The organism is Pseudomonas sp. MWU13-3659 (assembly GCF_023757525.1).
Lineage (GTDB): Bacteria > Pseudomonadota > Gammaproteobacteria > Pseudomonadales > Pseudomonadaceae > Aquipseudomonas > Aquipseudomonas entomophila_E.
Genome location: NZ_JAMSHW010000010.1, coordinates 59,614 through 78,958 on the forward strand (window position 1 = coordinate 59,614; position 19,345 = coordinate 78,958).

At 63.7% G+C, this 19,345-nt stretch carries 21 protein-coding genes; 19 read left to right on the top strand and 2 right to left on the bottom strand.

Features of this window, described 5'->3' with window-relative positions; translation table 11 throughout:
- Positions 1–8 precede the first annotated feature (8 nt).
- The 3 genes from NGM28_RS14555 to rpoS all read left to right on the top strand — a co-directional run bounded on the left by NGM28_RS14555 (position 9) and on the right by rpoS (position 2,794).
- Positions 9–647, top strand: coding sequence for a protein-L-isoaspartate(D-aspartate) O-methyltransferase (locus tag NGM28_RS14555; protein WP_162042960.1), 639 nt, complete (start codon positions 9–11; stop codon positions 645–647).
- 179 nt (positions 648–826) lie between these two features.
- Positions 827–1,681: a peptidoglycan DD-metalloendopeptidase family protein gene (locus NGM28_RS14560; protein WP_240063865.1), complete on the top strand. Its 855-nt coding sequence runs from the start codon at positions 827–829 to the stop codon at positions 1,679–1,681.
- 105 nt (positions 1,682–1,786) lie between these two features.
- Positions 1,787–2,794 carry an RNA polymerase sigma factor RpoS gene (gene rpoS, locus NGM28_RS14565; protein ID WP_011535249.1) on the top strand — a complete coding sequence of 336 codons (1,008 nt, stop codon included), beginning with the start codon at positions 1,787–1,789 and terminating at the stop codon, positions 2,792–2,794.
- Positions 2,795–3,266: 472 nt separating this feature from the next.
- Here the strand turns inward: rpoS and fdxA are convergent, their stop codons facing one another.
- Entirely contained in the window at positions 3,267–3,590 is a 324-nt protein-coding gene (gene fdxA / locus NGM28_RS14570) for a ferredoxin FdxA (RefSeq protein WP_213657984.1), read from the bottom strand.
- 139 nt (positions 3,591–3,729) lie between these two features.
- Positions 3,730–6,303: a DNA mismatch repair protein MutS gene (gene mutS / locus NGM28_RS14575; RefSeq protein ID WP_240063824.1), complete on the bottom strand. Its 2,574-nt coding sequence runs from the start codon at positions 6,301–6,303 to the stop codon at positions 3,730–3,732.
- A gap of 177 nt (positions 6,304–6,480) precedes the next feature.
- On the opposite strand from mutS, the gene NGM28_RS14580 reads away from it, so the two are divergent.
- The 16 genes from NGM28_RS14580 to NGM28_RS14655 all read left to right on the top strand — a co-directional run bounded on the left by NGM28_RS14580 (position 6,481) and on the right by NGM28_RS14655 (position 19,335).
- On the top strand, positions 6,481–7,227 hold the full coding sequence (locus NGM28_RS14580) for a LexA family transcriptional regulator (protein ID WP_213661231.1): 747 nt from the start codon (positions 6,481–6,483) through the stop codon (positions 7,225–7,227).
- A gap of 467 nt (positions 7,228–7,694) precedes the next feature.
- Positions 7,695–8,048 (top strand): phage holin family protein, encoded by a 354-nt coding sequence (locus NGM28_RS14585; RefSeq protein WP_240063823.1) that lies wholly within the window; start codon positions 7,695–7,697, stop codon positions 8,046–8,048.
- A gap of 14 nt (positions 8,049–8,062) precedes the next feature.
- The gene (locus tag NGM28_RS14590; protein ID WP_217849496.1) at positions 8,063–8,245 is read left to right on the top strand and encodes a hypothetical protein; all 183 of its coding nucleotides are present in this window, start codon (positions 8,063–8,065) and stop codon (positions 8,243–8,245) included.
- 86 nt (positions 8,246–8,331) lie between these two features.
- A complete protein-coding gene (locus NGM28_RS14595) occupies positions 8,332–8,823 on the top strand; it encodes a phage tail tube protein (RefSeq protein WP_240063821.1) in 492 nt (163 codons plus the stop codon).
- A 14-nt stretch (positions 8,824–8,837) separates the two neighbouring features.
- The gene (locus NGM28_RS14600; protein WP_240063820.1) at positions 8,838–9,188 is read left to right on the top strand and encodes a phage tail assembly chaperone family protein, TAC; all 351 of its coding nucleotides are present in this window, start codon (positions 8,838–8,840) and stop codon (positions 9,186–9,188) included.
- Between the two features lie 29 nt (positions 9,189–9,217).
- Positions 9,218–9,472 carry a hypothetical protein gene (locus NGM28_RS14605; RefSeq protein ID WP_213657980.1) on the top strand — a complete coding sequence of 85 codons (255 nt, stop codon included), beginning with the start codon at positions 9,218–9,220 and terminating at the stop codon, positions 9,470–9,472.
- 65 nt (positions 9,473–9,537) lie between these two features.
- Positions 9,538–10,788, top strand: coding sequence for a phage tail tape measure protein (locus NGM28_RS14610; protein ID WP_252090579.1), 1,251 nt, complete (start codon positions 9,538–9,540; stop codon positions 10,786–10,788).
- Between the two features lie 15 nt (positions 10,789–10,803).
- Positions 10,804–11,136, top strand: coding sequence for a phage tail protein (locus NGM28_RS14615; RefSeq protein ID WP_240063818.1), 333 nt, complete (start codon positions 10,804–10,806; stop codon positions 11,134–11,136).
- Positions 11,137–11,154: 18 nt separating this feature from the next.
- Positions 11,155–11,904: a phage minor tail protein L gene (locus NGM28_RS14620; protein ID WP_252090580.1), complete on the top strand. Its 750-nt coding sequence runs from the start codon at positions 11,155–11,157 to the stop codon at positions 11,902–11,904.
- Positions 11,905–11,907: 3 nt separating this feature from the next.
- Positions 11,908–12,672, top strand: a complete 765-nt coding sequence (locus NGM28_RS14625) for a C40 family peptidase (RefSeq protein WP_240063816.1) — start codon at positions 11,908–11,910, stop codon at positions 12,670–12,672.
- Positions 12,673–12,737: 65 nt separating this feature from the next.
- Complete coding sequence (locus NGM28_RS14630) at positions 12,738–13,349, top strand: tail assembly protein (protein WP_240063815.1); 612 nt, start codon at positions 12,738–12,740, stop codon at positions 13,347–13,349.
- A gap of 22 nt (positions 13,350–13,371) precedes the next feature.
- Complete coding sequence (locus tag NGM28_RS14635; RefSeq protein ID WP_240063814.1) at positions 13,372–14,382, top strand: hypothetical protein; 1,011 nt, start codon at positions 13,372–13,374, stop codon at positions 14,380–14,382.
- Complete coding sequence (locus NGM28_RS14640; protein ID WP_240063813.1) at positions 14,382–14,714, top strand: hypothetical protein; 333 nt, start codon at positions 14,382–14,384, stop codon at positions 14,712–14,714. Before NGM28_RS14635 ends, NGM28_RS14640 begins: the two co-directional genes overlap by 1 nt.
- On the top strand, positions 14,704–14,916 hold the full coding sequence (locus NGM28_RS14645) for a hypothetical protein (protein WP_252090581.1): 213 nt from the start codon (positions 14,704–14,706) through the stop codon (positions 14,914–14,916). The genes NGM28_RS14640 and NGM28_RS14645 overlap by 11 nt, the downstream gene beginning before the upstream one ends.
- Before the next feature lie 58 nt (positions 14,917–14,974).
- Positions 14,975–18,952, top strand: coding sequence for a TipJ family phage tail tip protein (locus NGM28_RS14650; protein ID WP_252090582.1), 3,978 nt, complete (start codon positions 14,975–14,977; stop codon positions 18,950–18,952).
- The gene (locus NGM28_RS14655; protein ID WP_252090583.1) at positions 18,952–19,335 is read left to right on the top strand and encodes a hypothetical protein; all 384 of its coding nucleotides are present in this window, start codon (positions 18,952–18,954) and stop codon (positions 19,333–19,335) included. The genes NGM28_RS14650 and NGM28_RS14655 overlap by 1 nt, the downstream gene beginning before the upstream one ends.
- The last annotated feature ends 10 nt before the right edge of the window (positions 19,336–19,345 follow it).

Consider the following 19,345-nt stretch of genomic DNA (forward strand, 5'->3'; position numbering starts at 1 on the left):
GCATTGGCATGACTTCCCAGCGTACGCGGGAGCGGTTGATCCAGCGCCTGTATGAAGAGGGCGTGTCAAACGCCAAGGTGCTCGAGGTAATTCGCAAAACGCCACGTCACCTGTTCGTCGACGAGGCCCTGGCGCATCGCGCCTATGAAGATACCGCATTGCCGATCGGCCATAACCAGACCATCTCGCAACCCTTCATGGTCGCCCACATGAGTGAACTGTTGCTCGAGGCGGGCCCCCTGGACAAAGTGCTGGAGATCGGCACGGGTTCCGGCTACCAGACCGCGATCCTCGCGCAACTGGTGGAGCGGGTGTTCTCGGTGGAGCGCATCAAGGTCCTGCAAGACCGTGCCAAGGAGCGCCTGGTGGAGCTCAACCTGCGCAACGTGGTGTTCCGTTGGGGCGATGGTTGCGAAGGCTGGCCAGCGCTGGCGCCCTACAATGGCATCATCGTCACCGCGGTGGCGCCGGAGGTCCCCCAGGCGCTGCTGGACCAGCTGGCTCCGGGCGGGCGCATGGTGATTCCGGTCGGGCCGGCAGGGGAAACCCAGCAACTGATGCTGATCGTCCGGGAAGAGCAGGGTTTTTCCCGGCGCGTGCTGGGCGCGGTGCGCTTCGTGCCATTGCTGAACGGCCCACTGGCCTGAGGCCGCCACGGGAATATTTACGCCGCCAGCGAATTCCTGTGCCTGGCTTCGGTCTATCTGGCGTGGCGCCCGTGGGTGTCGTGTTCAAACCGGGTCACCTCAAGCATGGAGGCTCGGTTATAATTGCAACAATATTGCATTTCATTTTTACGTTAAAAGGCACCATGAGGGGAGCGCGGGTGGGTCACACAGTCATTCGGCAGCGCAAGGATCGATCGGGTTTGAAGCTTCTGGTGATTGCGTTGGCCATGGGCACCCTGCTGGCTGGCTGCTCCAGCACCGGATCGAGCGGCGCGCGTGTGGTCGACCGCAACAACGCGCCACCCAAGCGCGCGGCTGTGACCTCGGGGCAATACATCGTCAAGCCGGGTGACACCCTGTTCTCCATCGCCTTCCGTTATGGCTGGGACTACAAGGAACTCGCTGCGCGCAACAATATTCCTGCCCCCTACACCATTCGCCCCGGTCAGCCGATCCGCTTCAGTAGCGCCTCGGGCGGCACCACCACGGTGGTGACCAGTCCGTCGTCGTCGAGCAAGACCACCGTCATTCGCCGCCCGGTCACTTCCACCGTGCCGCCTGCCGAAAACGGAAAAACCTCGACCACGCCGCCATCCTCCACCTCGCAAACGGTTGCCCAGGTGCCCGCCGCAGAGCGCGCCGTGGGCGGTTGGACGTGGCCGGCGAACGGCGTATTGATTGGAAAATTCGCTTCAAACGGTAGTTTGAATAAAGGCATTGATATCGCCGGTGATTTGGGACAGCCTGTTTTTGCTGCGTCTGATGGTGCGGTGGTTTACGCCGGCAGTGGCTTGAGGGGCTACGGCGAACTGGTCATCATCAAGCACAGTGATACCTACGTCAGTGCCTACGGTCACAACCGCAGGCTTTTGGTTCGGGAGGGGCAGCAGGTCAAGGCAGGGCAGACGATCGCAGAAATGGGGTCCACGGGCACTGATCGGGTGAAGCTGCATTTCGAGATTCGCCGCCAGGGCAAACCCGTAGATCCTCTCCAGTTCCTGCCACGCCGTTGATCATTGTCCCGGCCTGTTCCTTGGATGTAGAGGGGACAGGCTCCAGCGCTGCCATGGAAGGGTGACGCTCGAGTCTGAGTTCGAACTCAGCAAAGGACTATAACAATGGCTCTCAGTAAAGAAGTGCCGGAGTTTGACATCGACGATGACCTGCTTCTGATGGAAACGGGCATCGTTTTGGAAACGGATGTGGTGTCAGACGAACCTGCTGTACCGTCGGTTCGGACCAAGTCGAAACAAGGCGCATCGCTAAAACAGCACAAGTACATCGATTACAGCCGGGCGCTCGATGCCACTCAGCTGTACCTCAACGAAATCGGCTTCTCGCCTCTGCTGTCGCCGGAGGAGGAAGTGCATTTCGCGCGCCTGTCGCAAAAAGGCGACCCCGCAGGTCGCAAGCGCATGATCGAGAGCAACTTGCGCCTGGTGGTCAAGATCGCTCGCCGTTACGTCAATCGTGGCCTGTCGCTGCTCGACCTGATCGAGGAGGGCAACCTGGGCTTGATCCGTGCGGTAGAGAAGTTCGACCCCGAGCGTGGTTTCCGCTTCTCGACCTACGCCACCTGGTGGATCCGCCAGACCATCGAGCGGGCGATCATGAACCAGACCCGCACCATCCGCCTGCCCATTCACGTGGTCAAGGAGCTCAACGTTTACCTGCGCGCCGCCCGTGAGCTGACGCAGAAGCTCGATCACGAGCCGTCTCCCGAGGAAATCGCCAGCCTGCTCGAGAAGCCGGTTGCCGAGGTCAAGCGCATGCTCGGGCTCAACGAGCGGGTGTCTTCGGTGGATGTCTCGCTTGGGCCAGACTCCGACAAGACGCTGCTGGACACGCTCACCGATGACCGCCCAACGGACCCCTGCGAACTGCTGCAGGACGACGACCTGTCGCAAAGCATCGATCAGTGGCTGGGCGAACTGACCGACAAGCAGCGAGAAGTAGTGGTGCGCCGCTTCGGGTTGCGTGGTCATGAAAGCAGTACCCTGGAGGATGTGGGGCTGGAAATCGGCCTGACCCGTGAGCGGGTGCGGCAGATCCAGGTCGAGGGGCTCAAGCGCCTGCGCGAGATCCTCGAGAAGAACGGCCTGTCGAGCGAATCGCTGTTCCAATAGCAATCGACGCGACAAGCAGAACGCCCCGATGACCTCGGGGCGTTTTCGTTGATGCGATTGAAATGTTTCCCTGGCTACCTCTGTTACTTTGCGTGTAAGCATTCACTTACAGGTGTTGTAAGCGATCGCTGCAAGGGGCAGTAAATCAAAGTCGTTTTCAGTGCCGTACTTTTTCTATCTTATTGAAATATAAGAATTTTATTTTTATTGAAAGATGTGTCGATGGAAACGTCTGGAGAGATTTGCTGCTTGTCCGGCGCGCTGGAATCGCTAGTATTCGAACTGTGTCTACGGACAGACACAGGCTTTCAAGGATGGAGGCCAAGGACATCGCGGGATGCGATTCATCAGGATGATGATTGGGACAAACAGGGACTACGGAAAAAATGTGGGCGGGTGAAACCGCCCCTTTTTTTTGCCCGTTGGAAATGAAAAAAGGCCCGTTGCGGGCCTTTTTCACATCGGGGCGCTATCAGCGTTCCAGATCAGCAATCTTGCCAGCCTTGCCATCCCACTCTTCGGCGTCCGGCAGGGCGTCTTTTTTCTCGGTAATGTTCGGCCAGATCTCCGCCAGCTCGGCGTTCAGCTCGATGAAGTTCTCCATGCCGGCAGGCACTTCGTCTTCCGAGAAAATGGCCTGCGCCGGACATTCAGGCTCGCACAGGGCGCAGTCGATGCACTCATCCGGGTGAATGACCAGGAAGTTCGGGCCTTCGTAGAAGCAGTCCACCGGACAGACTTCCACGCAGTCGGTGTACTTGCATTTGATGCAGTTGTCGGTGACGACGAAGGTCATTTCTAGTTCTCTCCTCAGGCGACGGCAGCTTGCCCTTCCTTCCAGGGCAGCGCGGTTCACGGTTGTGGCTGCAGGCCAGGCTAATAACCTGCAGCGCTCGCGAACCGCGCCGGATTCTACCAGCTTGCGCGGTTGGCCGTTATAACAGGTTTTTTAGTTGATATAGCGTTTCGATAGCTTGGCGCGGCGTCATGTCGTCCAGGTCAAGCTTGCCCAGCTTCTCGATGGCCGGGTGGGGCAGGCTGGCGAACAGGTCGCTCTGGTGCGGCACGTCAGGCTCGCCTTTGCTCTTGCTGGCAATCGGCGTTTCATGGGGCAGGCTGGTGGTTTCCAGCCGGCCGAGGTGTTCGCGGGCACGCTGGATCACTACCGCCGGCACGCCGGCCAGTTGCGCGACGGCCAGGCCGTAGCTCTGGCTGGCGGGGCCTGGCAGTACGTGGTGCAGGAAGACGATGCGCTCGTTGTGTTCGGTGGCGTTCAGGTGCACGTTGGCCACCAGCGGTTCACTCTCCGGCAGTACGGTCAGCTCGAAGTAGTGGGTGGCGAACAGCGTGTAGGCGCGCAGCTGGGCCAGGCGCTCGGCGGCGGCCCAGGCCAGCGACAGGCCGTCGAAGGTACTGGTGCCGCGGCCGACCTCGTCCATCAGCACCAGGCTGCGGTCGGTGGCGTTGTGCAGGATGTTGGCGGTCTCGCTCATCTCGACCATGAAGGTCGAGCGCCCGCCGGCCAGGTCGTCGCTGGAGCCGATACGGGTGAAGATGCGGTCGACCAGCGACAGCTCGCAGCGGGCAGCTGGTACGAAGCTGCCGATATGGGCCATCAGCACGATCAGTGCGGTCTGGCGCATGTAGGTCGATTTACCGCCCATGTTCGGGCCGGTGATGATCAGCATGCGCGTGCTGTCGTCCAGGCCCAGGTCGTTGGCCACGAACGGCGTGGTCAGCACCTGCTCGACCACCGGGTGGCGGCCTTGCTCGATACGCAGGCAGGGCTCGTCGACGAAGCTTGGGCAGTTCAGGTCGAGGTTGAGCGCGCGTTCGGCCAGGTTGCTCAGCACGTCCAGTTCGGCCAGGGCGGCGGCACTGTCCTGCAGCGGCGCCAGGTGGCCGATCAACGTCTCGAGCAGTGCGTCGTAGAGCATCTTCTCGCGGGCCAGGGCGCGGCTCTTGGCCGACAGTGCCTTGTCCTCGAAGGCTTTGAGCTCCGGGGTGATGAAGCGCTCGGCGCCCTTGAGCGTCTGGCGGCGGATATAGTCGCCAGGCGCCTGTTCAGCCTGCTTGGTCGGCAGCTCGATGTAGTAGCCGTGTACGCGGTTGTAGCCGACCTTGAGGTTGGCCAGGCCCGTGCGGGCTTTTTCGCGCGCTTCCAGGTCGATGAGGAACTGGCCGGCGTTCTCGCTCATGGCCAGCAGCTCGTCGAGCTCGCTGTCGTAACCGGTCTTGAGCACGCCGCCATCGCGGATCACCGCCGGCGGGTTATCGATGATCGCCCGCTCCAGCAGGCCGGCCAGTTCCGGATAGGTGCCGGTGATGGCGGCCAGGCGCGCCAGGTGCGGCGCCTCCAGCTCGGCCATGGCGTTCTGCAGTTCAGGCAGGGCGCCGAGCGCGTCGCGCAGGCGCGCCAGGTCGCGTGGGCGGGCATTGCGCAGGCCGATCCGCGCGAGGATGCGCTCGAGGTCGCCGATCTCCTTGAGCTGCGGTTGCAGCTTTTCGAAGCGGTAGCCGTCGAGCAGGCAGCGGATCGAGTCCTGGCGTGCCTTGAGCACTTTCAGGTCGCGCAGCGGGCGGTTCAACCAGCGGGTCAGCAGGCGGCTGGCCATGGCGGTCTGGCAACGGTCGATGACCGATTGCAATGTGTTGTCGCGACCACCGGCCAGGTTGATGTCCAGCTCCAGGTTGCGGCGGCTGGCGGCGTCGAGGATGACCGTGTCGTCCATGCGCTCATGGCGCAGGCTGCGCAGGTGGGGCAGGGCGGTGCGTTGCGTCTCCTTGGCGTAGCCCAGCAGGCAGCCGGCGGCGCCGATGGCCAGCGTGAGCTTGTCGCAGCCGAAGCCCTTGAGATCTTGCGTGGCGAACTGCTGGCACAGGCTCTTGCGTGCCGTGTCGCGGTCGAAGTCCCACGGTGCGCGGCGACGGGCCCCGGGGCGCTTCTCTGCAGGCAGCCCTTGCGGCCAGTCGTCGGGTATCAGCAGCTCCACCGGATTGATGCGTTCGAGCTCGGCGAGCAGGTTTTCCCAGCCCTTGATCTCCTGCACGGTGAAGTTGCCGCTGGTGATGTCCAGCACCGCCAGGCCGAACAGGCGCTCGTCACCGAGCAGGGCGGCGATCAGGTTGTCGCGGCGCTCGTCAAGCAGCGCTTCGTCGCTGATCGTGCCGGGAGTGATGATGCGCACCACCTGGCGTTCCACCGGACCCTTGCTGGTGGCCGGGTCGCCGATCTGCTCGCAGATCACCACCGACTCGCCGAGCTTGACCAGCTTGGCCAGGTAGCCTTCCAGCGAGTGGAACGGAATCCCGCACATGGGGATCGACTGGCCCGCCGACTGGCCGCGGGCGGTCAGGGTGATATCCAGCAGTTTCGCGGCCTTCTTCGCATCTTCGTAGAAGATCTCGTAGAAGTCGCCCATGCGGTAGAACATCAGCTGGTCCGGGTGCTGGTGCTTCAGCTTCCAGTACTGCTGCATCATCGGGGTGTGTGCGGAGAGATCAGACATTCAGGGCCTTACAGCGGGTGGTCTGGTGGCAAATTTCGAAACCGCTAATAGTACAGGCTTTTTGCACCCGGCGCAGGGCGGATGGGTGGGGCAAATCTGCGCAGTCTGGCAGGTGAGCGGGCCATACGGGTTCAAGGCTGCATGACGCCATTGCATTTCATGCGTCACGGCTGCATTATGCACGCTATGCAAAAACGCAACGTAGCCTCCGTACTCAGAGCACTGCTCGATCGCCACGGCCTGTCCCCGACAGAGCTGCACCGGCGCACGGGCGTCCCTCAATCCACCCTGTCGCGGATTCTCAGCGAGAAGATCGTCGACCCGTCGGACAAACACGTGTCGAAGATCGCCGAGTATTTTGGCGTGAGCACCGACCAGTTGCGCGGCCGCGCGGAGCTTGGCGAGTCGCGTGAAGCGGCGCTGCTTACGCCGGCACACGCGGCTCTGAGCGATATCAGCCTGTGGGACGATGAAACACCCGTCGAGGACGACGAGGTGTCCGTTCCTTTTCTTCGTGAGGTCGAATTGGCAGCAGGATCAGGAAGATTCGTCATCGAGGAGAGCGAGAACGCCCGTTTACGCTTCGGCAAGCGCAGCTTGCGGCATAACGGCGTTCAGTTCGACCACGCCAAGTGCGTGACGGTGCGCGGCAACAGCATGTTGCCCGTGCTGCGCGATGGCGCCACGGTCGGGGTCAACACTGGCAAGTGCACCATTGGCGACATCATCGATGGTGACCTCTACGCCATCAACCACAATGGCCAGCTGCGGGTGAAGCAGGTCTATCGCCTGCCCACCGGCATTCGTCTGCGCAGCTTCAACCGTGATGAGCACCCCGACGAGGACTATAGCTTCCAGCAGATGCAGGAAGAGCAGATCAGCCTGTTGGGCCATGTCTTCTGGTGGGGCATGTACGCCCGCTGATCCCATCCCCAGCCAACGAAAACCCGCCTCGGCGGGTTTTTTTTCGCCTGCAGAAAAGCCCTACACGCCAGACAGGACAAAGCCTTCATGCATTTCAGCAAAATCCAATGCATAAATATTTTGCAAAATGCATTGACTGCATATGCATGGATGCATAATCTGTGTCTCAAGCCGGTCAGCAACCGGTTGTTACACAGGCAGCGATGAACAGGCCTCGACTGTTCAGAGGGTTGGCAACTGGCCCGGGTGTGCAGCGTAAAGCACCACGATCAGTTATCCGGCGGGCAGGCGGCCGCGGTCGGAGTCACCAATTTGAAGCGCAACCGCACGGCGTCACCAGTCGTGGCCGGCGGTCAGACAGCGCATTACTGGAAAGCCTGCGACGCGGGCTTTCTGGAATGCCGAGTCATACGACAAACAACGCTCGTCGGCATTCCGCCGGCGGGTATCACACAGGAGACAGGACAGTGACGAACGAGCAACAGACGTTGCTGGAGATGCCGCTCTGGCTGGTGATCGTCCTGGCATTGCTGGGCGGTCTTTCCGGCGAGATGTGGCGGGCCGACAAGGCCGGGGCCAGGGGCTGGGGGCTGTTGAGGCGCCTGGTGCTGCGCTCCGGGGCCTGCATGGTCTGCGGTGTCTCGACGGTCATGCTGTTGTATGCCAGCGGCATGTCGATCTGGAGCGCCAGCGCCTTTGGTTGCCTGACGGCCATGGCGGGCGCCGATGTCGCCATCGGCCTTTATGAGCGCTGGGCACTGCGCCGCCTGGGCATCGAGCAACCGGTCAGCGGCGCGGACGCCGATGACCGTGGGCATTGAGCGAGGAGCGAAGCATGAACGAAGCACAACTTGACGAACTGCTGGCTGCCTTGCGCAACCAGGCCTCCGTACAGACTGCCCTGGGCCAGTCGATCGAACGGTTGGCCCTGAGCAACGAGCAGTTGGTGGCCTACCTGAAGAGCCGCGAGCCGGACCCGGACGCGCCTCCCTATCTGGACGGCTCCAAACCAGCCTGATCGTCCCCCTGCAACGCAACACCTGAAGCACCCGACCGTCCGGGATTCCCCGCGACGGCTTTCAACATGTTCAAGGAGAACACCCCATGTCGATTCTTACCCAAGGCACCCAGATCTACGCACTGGTCCCACCGGTCTCCGGCACCGGCCCGTTCAGCGTGCTGGAAGTCGAGCACGTGACCTCGTTCGAACCGGGCGGCGCGCCCGCCGAGCAGATCGAGGACACCACCCTCGATGCCGCTGAACGTACTTACAAGAAAGGCCTGCGTACCCCTGGCACCGCGACCCTCGGCCTCAACGCCGATCCGACCAATGCCAGCCACATCCGCCTGCACCAGCTCTCCGAAGCCAAGGGCAACACCACCGTCAAGTGGGTGGTGGGCTGGTCCGATGGCAAGGACCTGGCGCCGACCGTCAACAGCAAGGGCGACGACTTCGAGCTACCGGCCACCCGTACCTGGTTCGCCTTCGAAGGCTACGTGGCCGACTTCCCGTTCAACTTCGCGCTCAACGCGGTGGTCACCACCTCGGTGAGCATCCAGCGCACCGGTGGCTCCACCTGGGTGAAAAAGGCCTGAGCCGGAGAACCTGAATGAATATCCATCAACTCAAGGCGCTGGGCGGCATCGTCGACAGCCAGAAAGTGCGCAAGGAAATCGTCTGGAACCGGCCTGATCCGCAGGGCGGCGAGATGGTCGAGCAGACCCTGGTGGTGCATGTGCGCCGTCATTCGTTCGGCGTGATCGAACGCCTGTTCGCCGAACAGGAATCGTCCCACAGCCGCAATGCCCACTACCTCGCCGCGTCGATCAGCCTCGGTGAGGAGGGCGACGAGGCACTGGGCGTCGAAGACGCCTTCAACCTCGAGCCGTCGCTGGGCTTCCTGTTGCTCAACGCCATCAACGAAGTCAACGGCACCGGTAACACCCCGGCAAAGCGCTGACGGCCGCCGATGAGTTCTGGCACGAACTGGTGCTCAACGGCATCGGCGGCCGCACGATCAGCGAAGCCAAGGAACGGCTGAGCTACGCAGAAGCCCGGGCCTGGGCGCAGTACATCCAGCGCCACGGCTCATTGCACGGCGGTCGCCGGCTGGAGGCCAGCATCGCCATGCTGGCGCTGCAGGCCAACCACCAGGTCGGTGGCAGCGCCGAGTTGATCGATTTCATGCCTCACGCGCGGCGCCAGGGGGTGTCGCTCGAGAGTGCCATGCAGCAGTGGTGCTGATGATCGGCACCACCTTCTTCACGAAACCCGCCCCGGCGGGTTCTCAATGATCAGGGAGTAGGCCCATGGCAACCAGCATTGCCAGTTTCAGCCCGTCGATCGATCTCTCCAGCCTCGAACGGGCACTGGCCAGGGCATCCGCCCTCAGTGACCGCACCCTGCGCGAGATGCAGAAGAACGTCGAGGCTTTCAACAAGCAGTACCTCAAGAACGCGGGCGCCGTTGCCGATTCGAGCCTGAACATTTCGAAAAAGGCGCTCGACCGCTTCCAGACGGCATACCAGCCGCCGGATTGGGCGCAAGCCCAGCAGCCTGATCCCGTCAGGCCTTACAGCGACGCGCTGCGTGCCCAGCACAATGCCACCGAGCTCGCGGTGGCGAAGATGGGCATGGGGGCGCGCAAGGGCGCACTGGCGGACAAGCTCAACCAGGTGGATGAGTCGTACTACACCGCCCGGACCCAGTTCGAACAGGCCAATCCAATGGGCGCCGATGGCGTCGATGGTGAAGGCTACCAGCAACAGCTGGAGGCCATGCGTGCCGGTCACACCGACATGACCAACCAGGTGCTCAATGACTACGAGATGATGAACCAGGCCCGTGGCGACTGGATGGTCGGCGCGTCTGCAGCGTGGGACGAGTACCTGGACAAGTCCAGTAACGTCGCGGCGCAATCGCAGGCGGTGTTTGCCGGCGTGTTCGAGCGCATGGGCACTGCGGTGCAGACCTTCGCCACCACTGGCAAGTTCTCATTCTCGGACTTCACCAAGTCGGTGCTCGCCGACATGGCCGCATTGGCGGCCAAGACTGCCGCGTCCAAGGCCTTGAGCAGCCTGTTCGGGCTCGGCATGAACCTGGTCGGATCGTGGTTCGGCAGTGGCTCGACGCCGACGCCGACCACCCTGTCCGTCGGTGGAGCCAGTACCACCTTTACCCCCCAGCTCGATGTCAGCAACCTGAAGTTCGCCAAGGGCGGCGCCTTCACCAACAGCGTCGCCAGCGGCCCGACCCTGGCGCCGATGGCACTGTTCGGCGAAGCCGGCCCCGAAGCGATCATGCCGCTGACTCGCGGCGCCGACGGTGCCTTGGGTGTGCGTGCATTGGGTGGTGGCACGGGCAACAGCCACAGCAGCGAAGTGGTGATCCAGCAGACCATCAACGTGGCAGCCGCGGACGGCAGTGCCGCACCTGGCGAGGCCAATACCCAGCGCGTGGCCAACGCCTACGCCGGTGCCGCCCGCCAGGGCGCCAGCGAACAGATTTCCCGCGAGCTGATGCCCGGTGGGCAGATCTGGGCCGCGATCCACGGTCGCTGATCAAGGAGAACTTTCATGGAAACCTTTACCTGGACCCCCAGGACCGAGCCCACCGGCACTGTCGAGTACCGCGTGCGCACGGTGCAATTCGGCGATGGCTATCAGCAGGCGGTAGGCGATGGCCTGAACAACCGCAGCCAATCCTGGCCGCTGGTGTTTCTTGGTGACGAGGCGAAGATTCGCGCCATCGCCACCTTCCTCGACCGCCACGCAGGCAGCCGGGCGTTCCGCTGGACCGCGCCCTTGGGCGAGCCGGGGCTGTTCCGATGCAAGGGCTACCAGCCGACCGCCAAGGGCGGCGGCCTGTACAGCCTCAGCGCCACCTTCGAGCAGGCGTTCCAACCATGACCCTGGAGGCCTTCAAGCATGGCATTGATCACTGACATCCAGACCCTGGAGCCGGGCGCGGAGATCACCCTGTTCGAGATCGACGGCAGCGAGTTCGGGGCCGACACCTTGCGCTTCCACGGCCACGCCATCGCCCATGAGCCTGGCGAGGTGGCTGCGGCGGGTGAGGCGGCTACCTTGCCCGCCCGCTCGATCTGGTGGCAGGGCCAGGAGTATGCGGCCTGGCCGGTGCAGATCGAGGGCATCGGCGCCAACAGCAATGGTCGGGCGACCCGGCCGAAATTCAGTGCGGGCAACGTCGATGGTCGTGTCACCGCGTTGTGCCTGGCCTTCGAGGACCTGCTCAAGTTCAAGCTGACCGTGCGCCAGACGCTGGGCCAGTACCTGGATGCGCGCAATTACGCCGCGGGCAACGCCCAGGCGGACCCGACCCAGGAAGCGCTGGAAATCTGGTTCCTCGACCAGAAGACCCAGGAAGACGACGAGCAGGTGCAGTGGGAGCTGTCGTCCCCTGGCGAGATCGATAGCCATGGCTTGCCAGGGCGGCAGATGACCACCTACTGCCATTGGGCGATGACCAATGGCTATCGTGGCTCCAACTGTGGCTACACCGGCAACCGGCTGTTCGACGACGAGGATCGCCCGGTGGACGACCCGGCGAAGGATCGCTGCAAAGGTGGGCTGGCGTCCTGCAAGCTGCGTTTCGGCGCAGCGGCGGAGCTGCCCCACGGCGGTTTCCCGGCCGTCTCGCTGATTGCCCGGAACTGAGCCATGGCGCCGCACCTGCTTGAGGCGATCCGCTGCCACGCGGCCGCTGACTATCCGCGCGAGGCCTGCGGCCTGGTCATCGACCGGGCGGGAGGGCTCGATTACCAACGCTGTCGCAACACCGCCTCCGAGCCTGGCGAAGAATTCCGCATCGACCCGCGCGACTATGCGGCGGCGGAAGACCTGGGCGAGATCGTGGCGGTGGTGCACTCGCACCCCGACGCCAGCAGCCGGCCGTCCAGCCGCGACCTGGCGATGTGCGAAGCCACTGGCTTGCCCTGGCACATCCTGTCCTGGCCCGAGGGTGACCTGCGCACTGTGCTGCCCCAGGGTGACACGCCATTGCTCGGCCGGCCGTTCGTGCATGGGCTGTGGGACTGCTGGCAGGTCTGCGCCGACTGGTATCGCCGCGAGTGGGGCCTGACGTTTCCCGCCTATGCCCGCGAGGATGGCTGGTGGGAGGACCCGCAAGGGCCAAGCCTGTACGAACAGGCCTATGCCGATGCCGGATTCGTCAGGGTGCAGGCGCCTCGCCACGGCGACCTGGTCGTCATGGCCATCGGGCGCACCGCCCACCCCAACCATGCCGGGATCTTCCTCGGCCATGAACCACGCCTGCCGGGCGAGTCTTGGTCCCCTTGTGGGGCCGGGCCGTTCCTGCTGCACCACCTTTATGGCCGACCCTCGGAGGTCATCGTCTTCGGTGGCCCCTGGTTGGATCGCACACGGCTGGTCCTGCGCCATCGCGACGCCGCTGCGGCGGACTGAGCGCAGGCGGCCAGTTTCCTTGTACCGCGACCTCGAGGCGGTCGCCCCCAGCAGAAGGAGTTGCAATGTCAGCTGCCATCATTCATCCACCGCTGACCACCGTCAGGCTCAGCGGCCAACTGCGCCAGTTCGGCAAGGCGTTCGAACTGGCGGTGCGTACCCCGCGCGAAGCGATCAAGGCGTTGTGCGTACAACTGCCGGGGTTCGAGCGCTTTCTGGCCAACGCCAGTTCCCGGGGCCTGGAGTTCGCCGTCTACAGCGACAAGCGCAATGTCGGCGAGGCCGAACTGGATTTCCAGGCCCGTGACGAGATCCGCATCGTGCCTGTGGTTGCCGGCAGCAAGCGCGCCGGGGGCCTGCAGACCATCATCGGTGTCGTCCTGATCGCCGTGGCGGCGATCGCCACCAACGGCGCTTCGCTGCCGTTCACAGCCGGAGGCTGGGGCGCGGTGGCCACCTTCGGGTTCTCCATGGCCATGGGGGGCGTGATGCAGCTGCTCAGCCCGCAGCCCAAGGGCCTGAACATGAGTGCCGGCCCGGAAAACACCCCCGGCTATGCCTTTGGCAGCGCCCGCAACACGACGGCCTCCGGCAACCCGGTGGCCTTGTGCGTGGGCAAGCGGCGATGGGGCGGGGCGATCATCAGCGCGGCGATCTATGCCGAGGATCGGTTGTGAGTCCAGTTATCCAGGAGGCGACATGCCCATGCAGCAAGTGAACCTGGGCACACCGCCCAGTGCCGTGGATGGCGATAGCGCACGCACGGCGTTTACCCGTATCAATGACAACTTCAAGGCCCTGGATGCCATGGGGGTGAGTGGGCCTGCCGCCGGCAATCGCGCCATCCAGGACTGCAACCTGGCGCTGGCGCCGGGTCTGTGGCTGGCGACCTCCGGTATCGCCAGCAACCGCCCCCCGGGCCTGACCTACGTGGTGTTGCGGGTCAGCACCACTGAATACGGCGCGATCCTTCAGGAGGCGGTCGACATCGTCTACGGCGATCGGGCCGTGCGTACCTTCAACCCCAACAACAATGCCTGGGGGCACTGGATCAGTAGCTCCAGCCAAGGCGGCAAGACCCTGCCTGGCGGTGGCAACATCGGTGGCCCTGGTATCGACACCCAAAAGCTGCACTCCGGCTTTTATGGTTACTACCAGGGGCCGGGTGAACCAGGTGGCGCGCTGAGCGTGCTTGAGACCTTGTGGCACGCCGACCCGCAGTGGAGCACCCAGCTGGCGATGGGGGTGTCGACCAACGAGCTGTTCTACCGCTCGATCAGCAAGAATTCTACCGTTCCGCCAGCCTTTGCTCGCGTGTACACCAGCCAGAACATCCTCGGCGCGGTGTCCGGCGTCGCGGCAGGGGGGATCATCGAGTCCGGCAGCAACGCCAATGGCAACTACACCAAGTTCGCCGATGGCACCCTGATGTGTACGGGCAGTTGCGTGTTGCCGGCTGCCGCCCTGAATGCCGAAGCTGCAGTGAACGTGGTGTTCGCCGCGACTTTCGCCCAGGCGCCAAAGGTGGTCGCCTCTGCGATGGCTTCGGCTGCGGGGACGGGGTCACAGGCTGACGTTGGTCTGGTCAACATGAATGGCACCTACATGACGATCACCGCCAGCGGCATGGTGTTTCGCTCCTGGACCTACCGCTATGCGGTGGCTGCGGGCGTAGTCTTCCACTACATGGCCACGGGGAGGTGGCGCTGATGATCATCAATCTGGTTCCGGTTCGCTACGATCAACCGCTGGCGCTGTCGGTCAAGGGGGACGTCCTCACACTCAATGGCGAGGCTTTCGACTTCCGCGCCCTGGGTGAAGGCGCCTTGCTGCCCAGCGAGGCTATCGCCGCGCCGTGGTTCATGGGCGATGTGCGTCGCATCGAGGGGCGCCTGCACCTGACCCTGATGCTGCCCCATGGCGTGCATGCACCATGGTCCACGCGCTTTCCCGAAGCCCTGGCAGTGGCCGAAGACGGCCCCGTTGCGTTGCCACCCTACGAGACGCCGATGAGCGAGGAGAACCGCCGCGATGAACATTGATTTCAGCCAGGCCTTGACCGCCGAGGCGCTGCAGGCGCGGCAGGACGAGGCCATGCGCAACAGCCGCCGGGCCGAGGATGTTCGCCTGTTGCAGGACACTGACTGGTACGTGGTGCGCCTGCTTGAAACCGGCAAGGCCATCCCCGAGGAGATCACCCGTCAACGCGCCGAGGCCCGTGAGCGAATCGACGCCTTGGCGTGATGCCGCCGGTGCACAGCAAACCGCCATGAAGGCGGTTTTTTTACGCCTGGAGGAACCCATGGGCGAAACCAACAGACCCGTGATCACCGGTCGCAAAGGTGGTCAGAAACAGCCAAAGGCACCGGTCGAGGCCCCCGACAGCCTGCGCTCCGTCGCCATCGCCAAGATGCTCATCGCCGTCGGTGAGGGCGAATTCGCCGGTACACCGAGCGCCCAGGACATCTACCTGGACGGCACGCCGCTGATGGATGCCAATGGCAGCTACAACTTCCCGGGCGTCAAGTGGGAGTGGCGCCCTGGCTCGCTGGAGCAGCCGCATATCCCCGGTATCCCGTCGGTGGACAACGAAATCACCCAGGGCGTGGAACTGCGCAACGACAAGCCTTGGGTGCGCGCGCTCGATGACACCCGCCTGTCGGCGGTGCGCCTGCGCTTCGCCTGGCCCGCGTTGCAGGCCATGGACAGCAACGGCAACGTCAACGGCTACCGCATCGAATACGCCGTGGACGTGGCCACCGATGGCGGCGCCTACGTGGAGGTGCTCAAGGATGCCGTGCATGGCAAGAGCACCAGCACCTACGAGCGTACCCGGCGTATCGACCTGCCCAAGGCCGAGCACGGTTGGAGCCTGCGCGTACGCCGCCTGACGCCCAACCAGAGCACCGGCAAGATCGCCGACACCATGCAGATCGCCGGCATCACCGAGGTCATCGACGCCAAACTGCGCTACCCCAACACCGCGCTGCTGTATATCGAGTTCTCCGCCGAGCAGTTCCGCAACATCCCGGCGGTGACAGTCGAGTGCAAGGGACGCAAATGGCCGGTGCCGAGCAACTACGACCCGGAGACCCGCCGCTACGTGGGCGTCTGGGACGGTACCTTCAAGCAGGCCTGGACCGACAACCCGGCCTGGGTCACCTATGGCATCACCACCAATGATCGCTTCGGCCTGGGCCGGCGGATCAAGCCGTGGATGGTCGACAAGTGGGAGCTGTACCGGATCGCCCAGTATTGCGACCAGCTGGTGCCCGATGGCCGGGGTGGCCAGGAGCCGCGCTTCACCTGCAACCTCAACCTGCAGGGCAAGGCCGAGGCCTGGTCGCTGTTGCGCGACATCGCCGGCATCTACCGCGGCATGACCTACTGGGCCCAGGGCCAGCTGTACAGCCTGGCCGACATGCCCCGGGCAACCGATTTCGACTTTGCCTACACCCGCGCCAACGTGGTCGACGGCAAGTTCATCTATTCCAGTGGTTCCGAGCGCAGCCGCTACAGCCGCGTGCTGGTCAGCTACGACAACCCACTGAACAACTATGACACCGATGTCACCGTGGTCGCCGACGACAAGCTGTTGCGCCGCTATGGCGACAACCCGCTGGAACTCAGTGCCATTGGCTGTACCCGCGAGTCCGAAGCGCAGCGCCGCGGAAAATGGGCGCTGCTGACCAACTCGCGCGACCGCGGCATCAGCTTCCGGGTCGGTATGGACGGGCGTATTCCCTTGCCCGGCTACGTCATCCCGGTGGCCGACGAACTGCTGGCCGGTCGCCCGGTCGGCGGACGCCTCGTCACAGGCTTTGCCCGGCAGGTCACCCTGGATCGCGACACCCAGGCCAAGCCTGGGGACCGGTTGATTCTCAACCTGCCGAATGGCACCTGCGAAGGGCGCACCATCGAGTCGGTCGTCGGGCGGCGGATAACCCTCACCACCGCGTATTCCCGCAAACCGCGGGCCGAGCTGGTCTGGGCCCTGGATGCACCGGAGCTGGCCATCCCGCTGTACCGCGTCACCAGTGTTTCGCGCCCTGAACCGGGCATCTACGAAATCAACGCGGTGCAGTACGACCCGAGCAAGTTCGACCACATCGACACCGGTGCGCGCCTGGAGGAGCGGCCGATCAGTGTCACGCCGATGAACCTCGTGCCGCCTCCGGCCAGCGTCAGTCTCTCCAGCAGCCATGCCATCAGCCAGGGCCTGGCGGTCAGTACCCTGACCATCGCCTGGCCGGCGGTTTCCGGCGCGGTGGCCTACGAGGTGGAATGGCGCAAGGATGACGGCAACTGGATCAGCCTGCCGCGCACCGGGGCCACCAGTGTCGATGTCGTCGGCATCTATGCTGGCGCCTATCTGGCCCGGGTGCGCTCGATCAGCGTGAGCGAGATCACCTCGATCTGGCGCTTGTCCATGTTGACCGCGCTCAAGGGCAAGGAAGGCGCGCCGCCTGCGCTGGCGTTCTTGCGGCCATCGTCGGAAATCTTCGCCATTCGATTGGCGTGGGGCTTCCCCGAAGGTGCCGAGGATACGGCGTACACACAGATCGAGATGGCGTCCGAAAGCACCGGTCAGAATCCGATCGCTCTTGGCCGGTTTGCCTACCCGACTTCGACCTACCTGCATTCGGGCATGGCCGCGGCGGTGGTGCGTTACTTCCGTGCGCGGCTGGTGGACCGCACGGGCAACGTCGGGCCATGGTCCGGGTGGGAGTACGGGCAGTCGAGCGCGGATGCCTCGGCGGTGCTCGAGTACCTGGACGGCAAGATCGGCGAGAGCCATCTGGGTAAGCAGCTACTCAGTGAAATCGGCAAGGTCAGCGGCGATGGCCCAGGCTCTGTGAACGAGCGGTTCAAGGCCGCAGATGCCGCCTTGCAAGGCCAGCTCAACACGTTGTCCACGCAACTTACCGACCTGGCTGGCGCACCGGACTGGAAAGCCGACACGGTCTATCTGGCCGGGTCGCTGGTCAAGCACGAAGGCCAGTTGTATCGGGCCAAGAGCGATGTGCCGGTAGGTACGCCCGTTGCCAACGCCACGTACTGGGAAAACAGGGGGGCCTATGTCTCCCTGGGCGACCAGGTGAAGGCGCTGGCCGTGCGCGTCGATGGCGTGCAGACCAGCGTCGAGGAGATCAATGGCGAACTGACGTCCATGGCCAGCCGTGTACTGGGTGTTGAAAGCGCAGTGAGCCCATCGATGGCCGGCACCACGGGTGGCTGGCGCGCCGGGGAAACCGGCAGCCATGCCGGGGCCTGGTCGGTGTATGCCGCGCTCAGCGAGGGCGACCGGGCGATCGCCAGGCAGGTTACCGAAGTCAAGGCCCAGGTGGACGGCAACCTGGCCCAAGTCACCCGCACGTTGGACACGCTGACCGACAATGTATCGGCGTTGGCGCGCGACAACCAGACCTTGACCGCGCGAGTGGGTGAAACCAAGGCCATGGTCGAGGACACGTCCGAGGCGGTGGTCAAGTTGGATGGTGATGTGCGGGCGAGCCGCAGCATCAAGGTCGGTGTGGATGCGAACGGGCGTTACTACAGCGCCGGCATGGCAATCGGTGTCGAGAACACGCCGGATGGGATGCAGTCCCAGGTGCTGTTCCTGGCTGATCGGTTCGCGGTGATGCATCAGCCGGGGGGCGCGCCGAAGTCGGTGTTCGCGGTCAACAACGGCCAGGTCTTCATGAACAACGCGATCATCGGTGCCGCCAGCATCGGTAACGCTCAGATCACCGATGCATCGATCACCCAGGCGAAGATCGCGGACTTGTCTGTCACCACCGGCAAGATCGCCGACCTGTCGGTCAACACCGGCAAGATCACCGACCTGTCGGTGAGTACGCTCAAGATTGCCGGGCGCTCGGTCACTTTGCCTTACTCGGCCTACACCGCCGCCCAGATCAACAGCCCTCCCAACCACGGCTCGCCCAACTGGGTCGAAGTCCAGGCGCTTGGCTTCACCAGCAATGGCTGGGAGAAGCTGTGCACGTTTTCAGCCCAGGTCGGGATGATGTCGACGGGCTGGTGCTTCTGGCGGGTGTTGCTCAACGGAGCGGTCTGGTTGCAGGGACGCTGCAGTTCGGCGGGCCGGGATTCGGCCATGAGCCCGAACTCCAGCTTCAATACCACGGCCTTGCTGACCGGGTACGGCGGCTACAACGAGCTGCGGCTGCAGTTCTCCGCGCCTAACGGCAGCCAGATGACGGGGTTGTCGATGAGTTGTGACAACCGCTCCATCACCGTTCTCGAGGTACAGCGCTGATGCTGCTTTCAACTATCAAGATCGTCGATTACGACAAGGCGACCGGCCAGATCCTGCGGGTGATCGCCTGGCCGGACCCCATGGATGCCGCCAGGCACTACCCCGGCTGCCTTTATCTTCCCGAACACACCGACACCGATGACGTGCGCCGTTATGTCAGGGATCGCGAGGTGGTCGATCGGCCCGAGATGCCGGTCACGTTCGATGGCGGTGCCCTGAAGGGGGTGCCCAAGGGCGCCACGATTTCCATTGACGGAGTCGAGTACACCGCCGATGGCTCACCGGTCATCGAGGTTGAGTTCGAGTACCCGGCACGGTACGAGATCGTCGTCAGCCAATGGCCTTACTTGGACGCGAGGTTCATCCATGAAGATTTCGCATAGGCCAGACCAC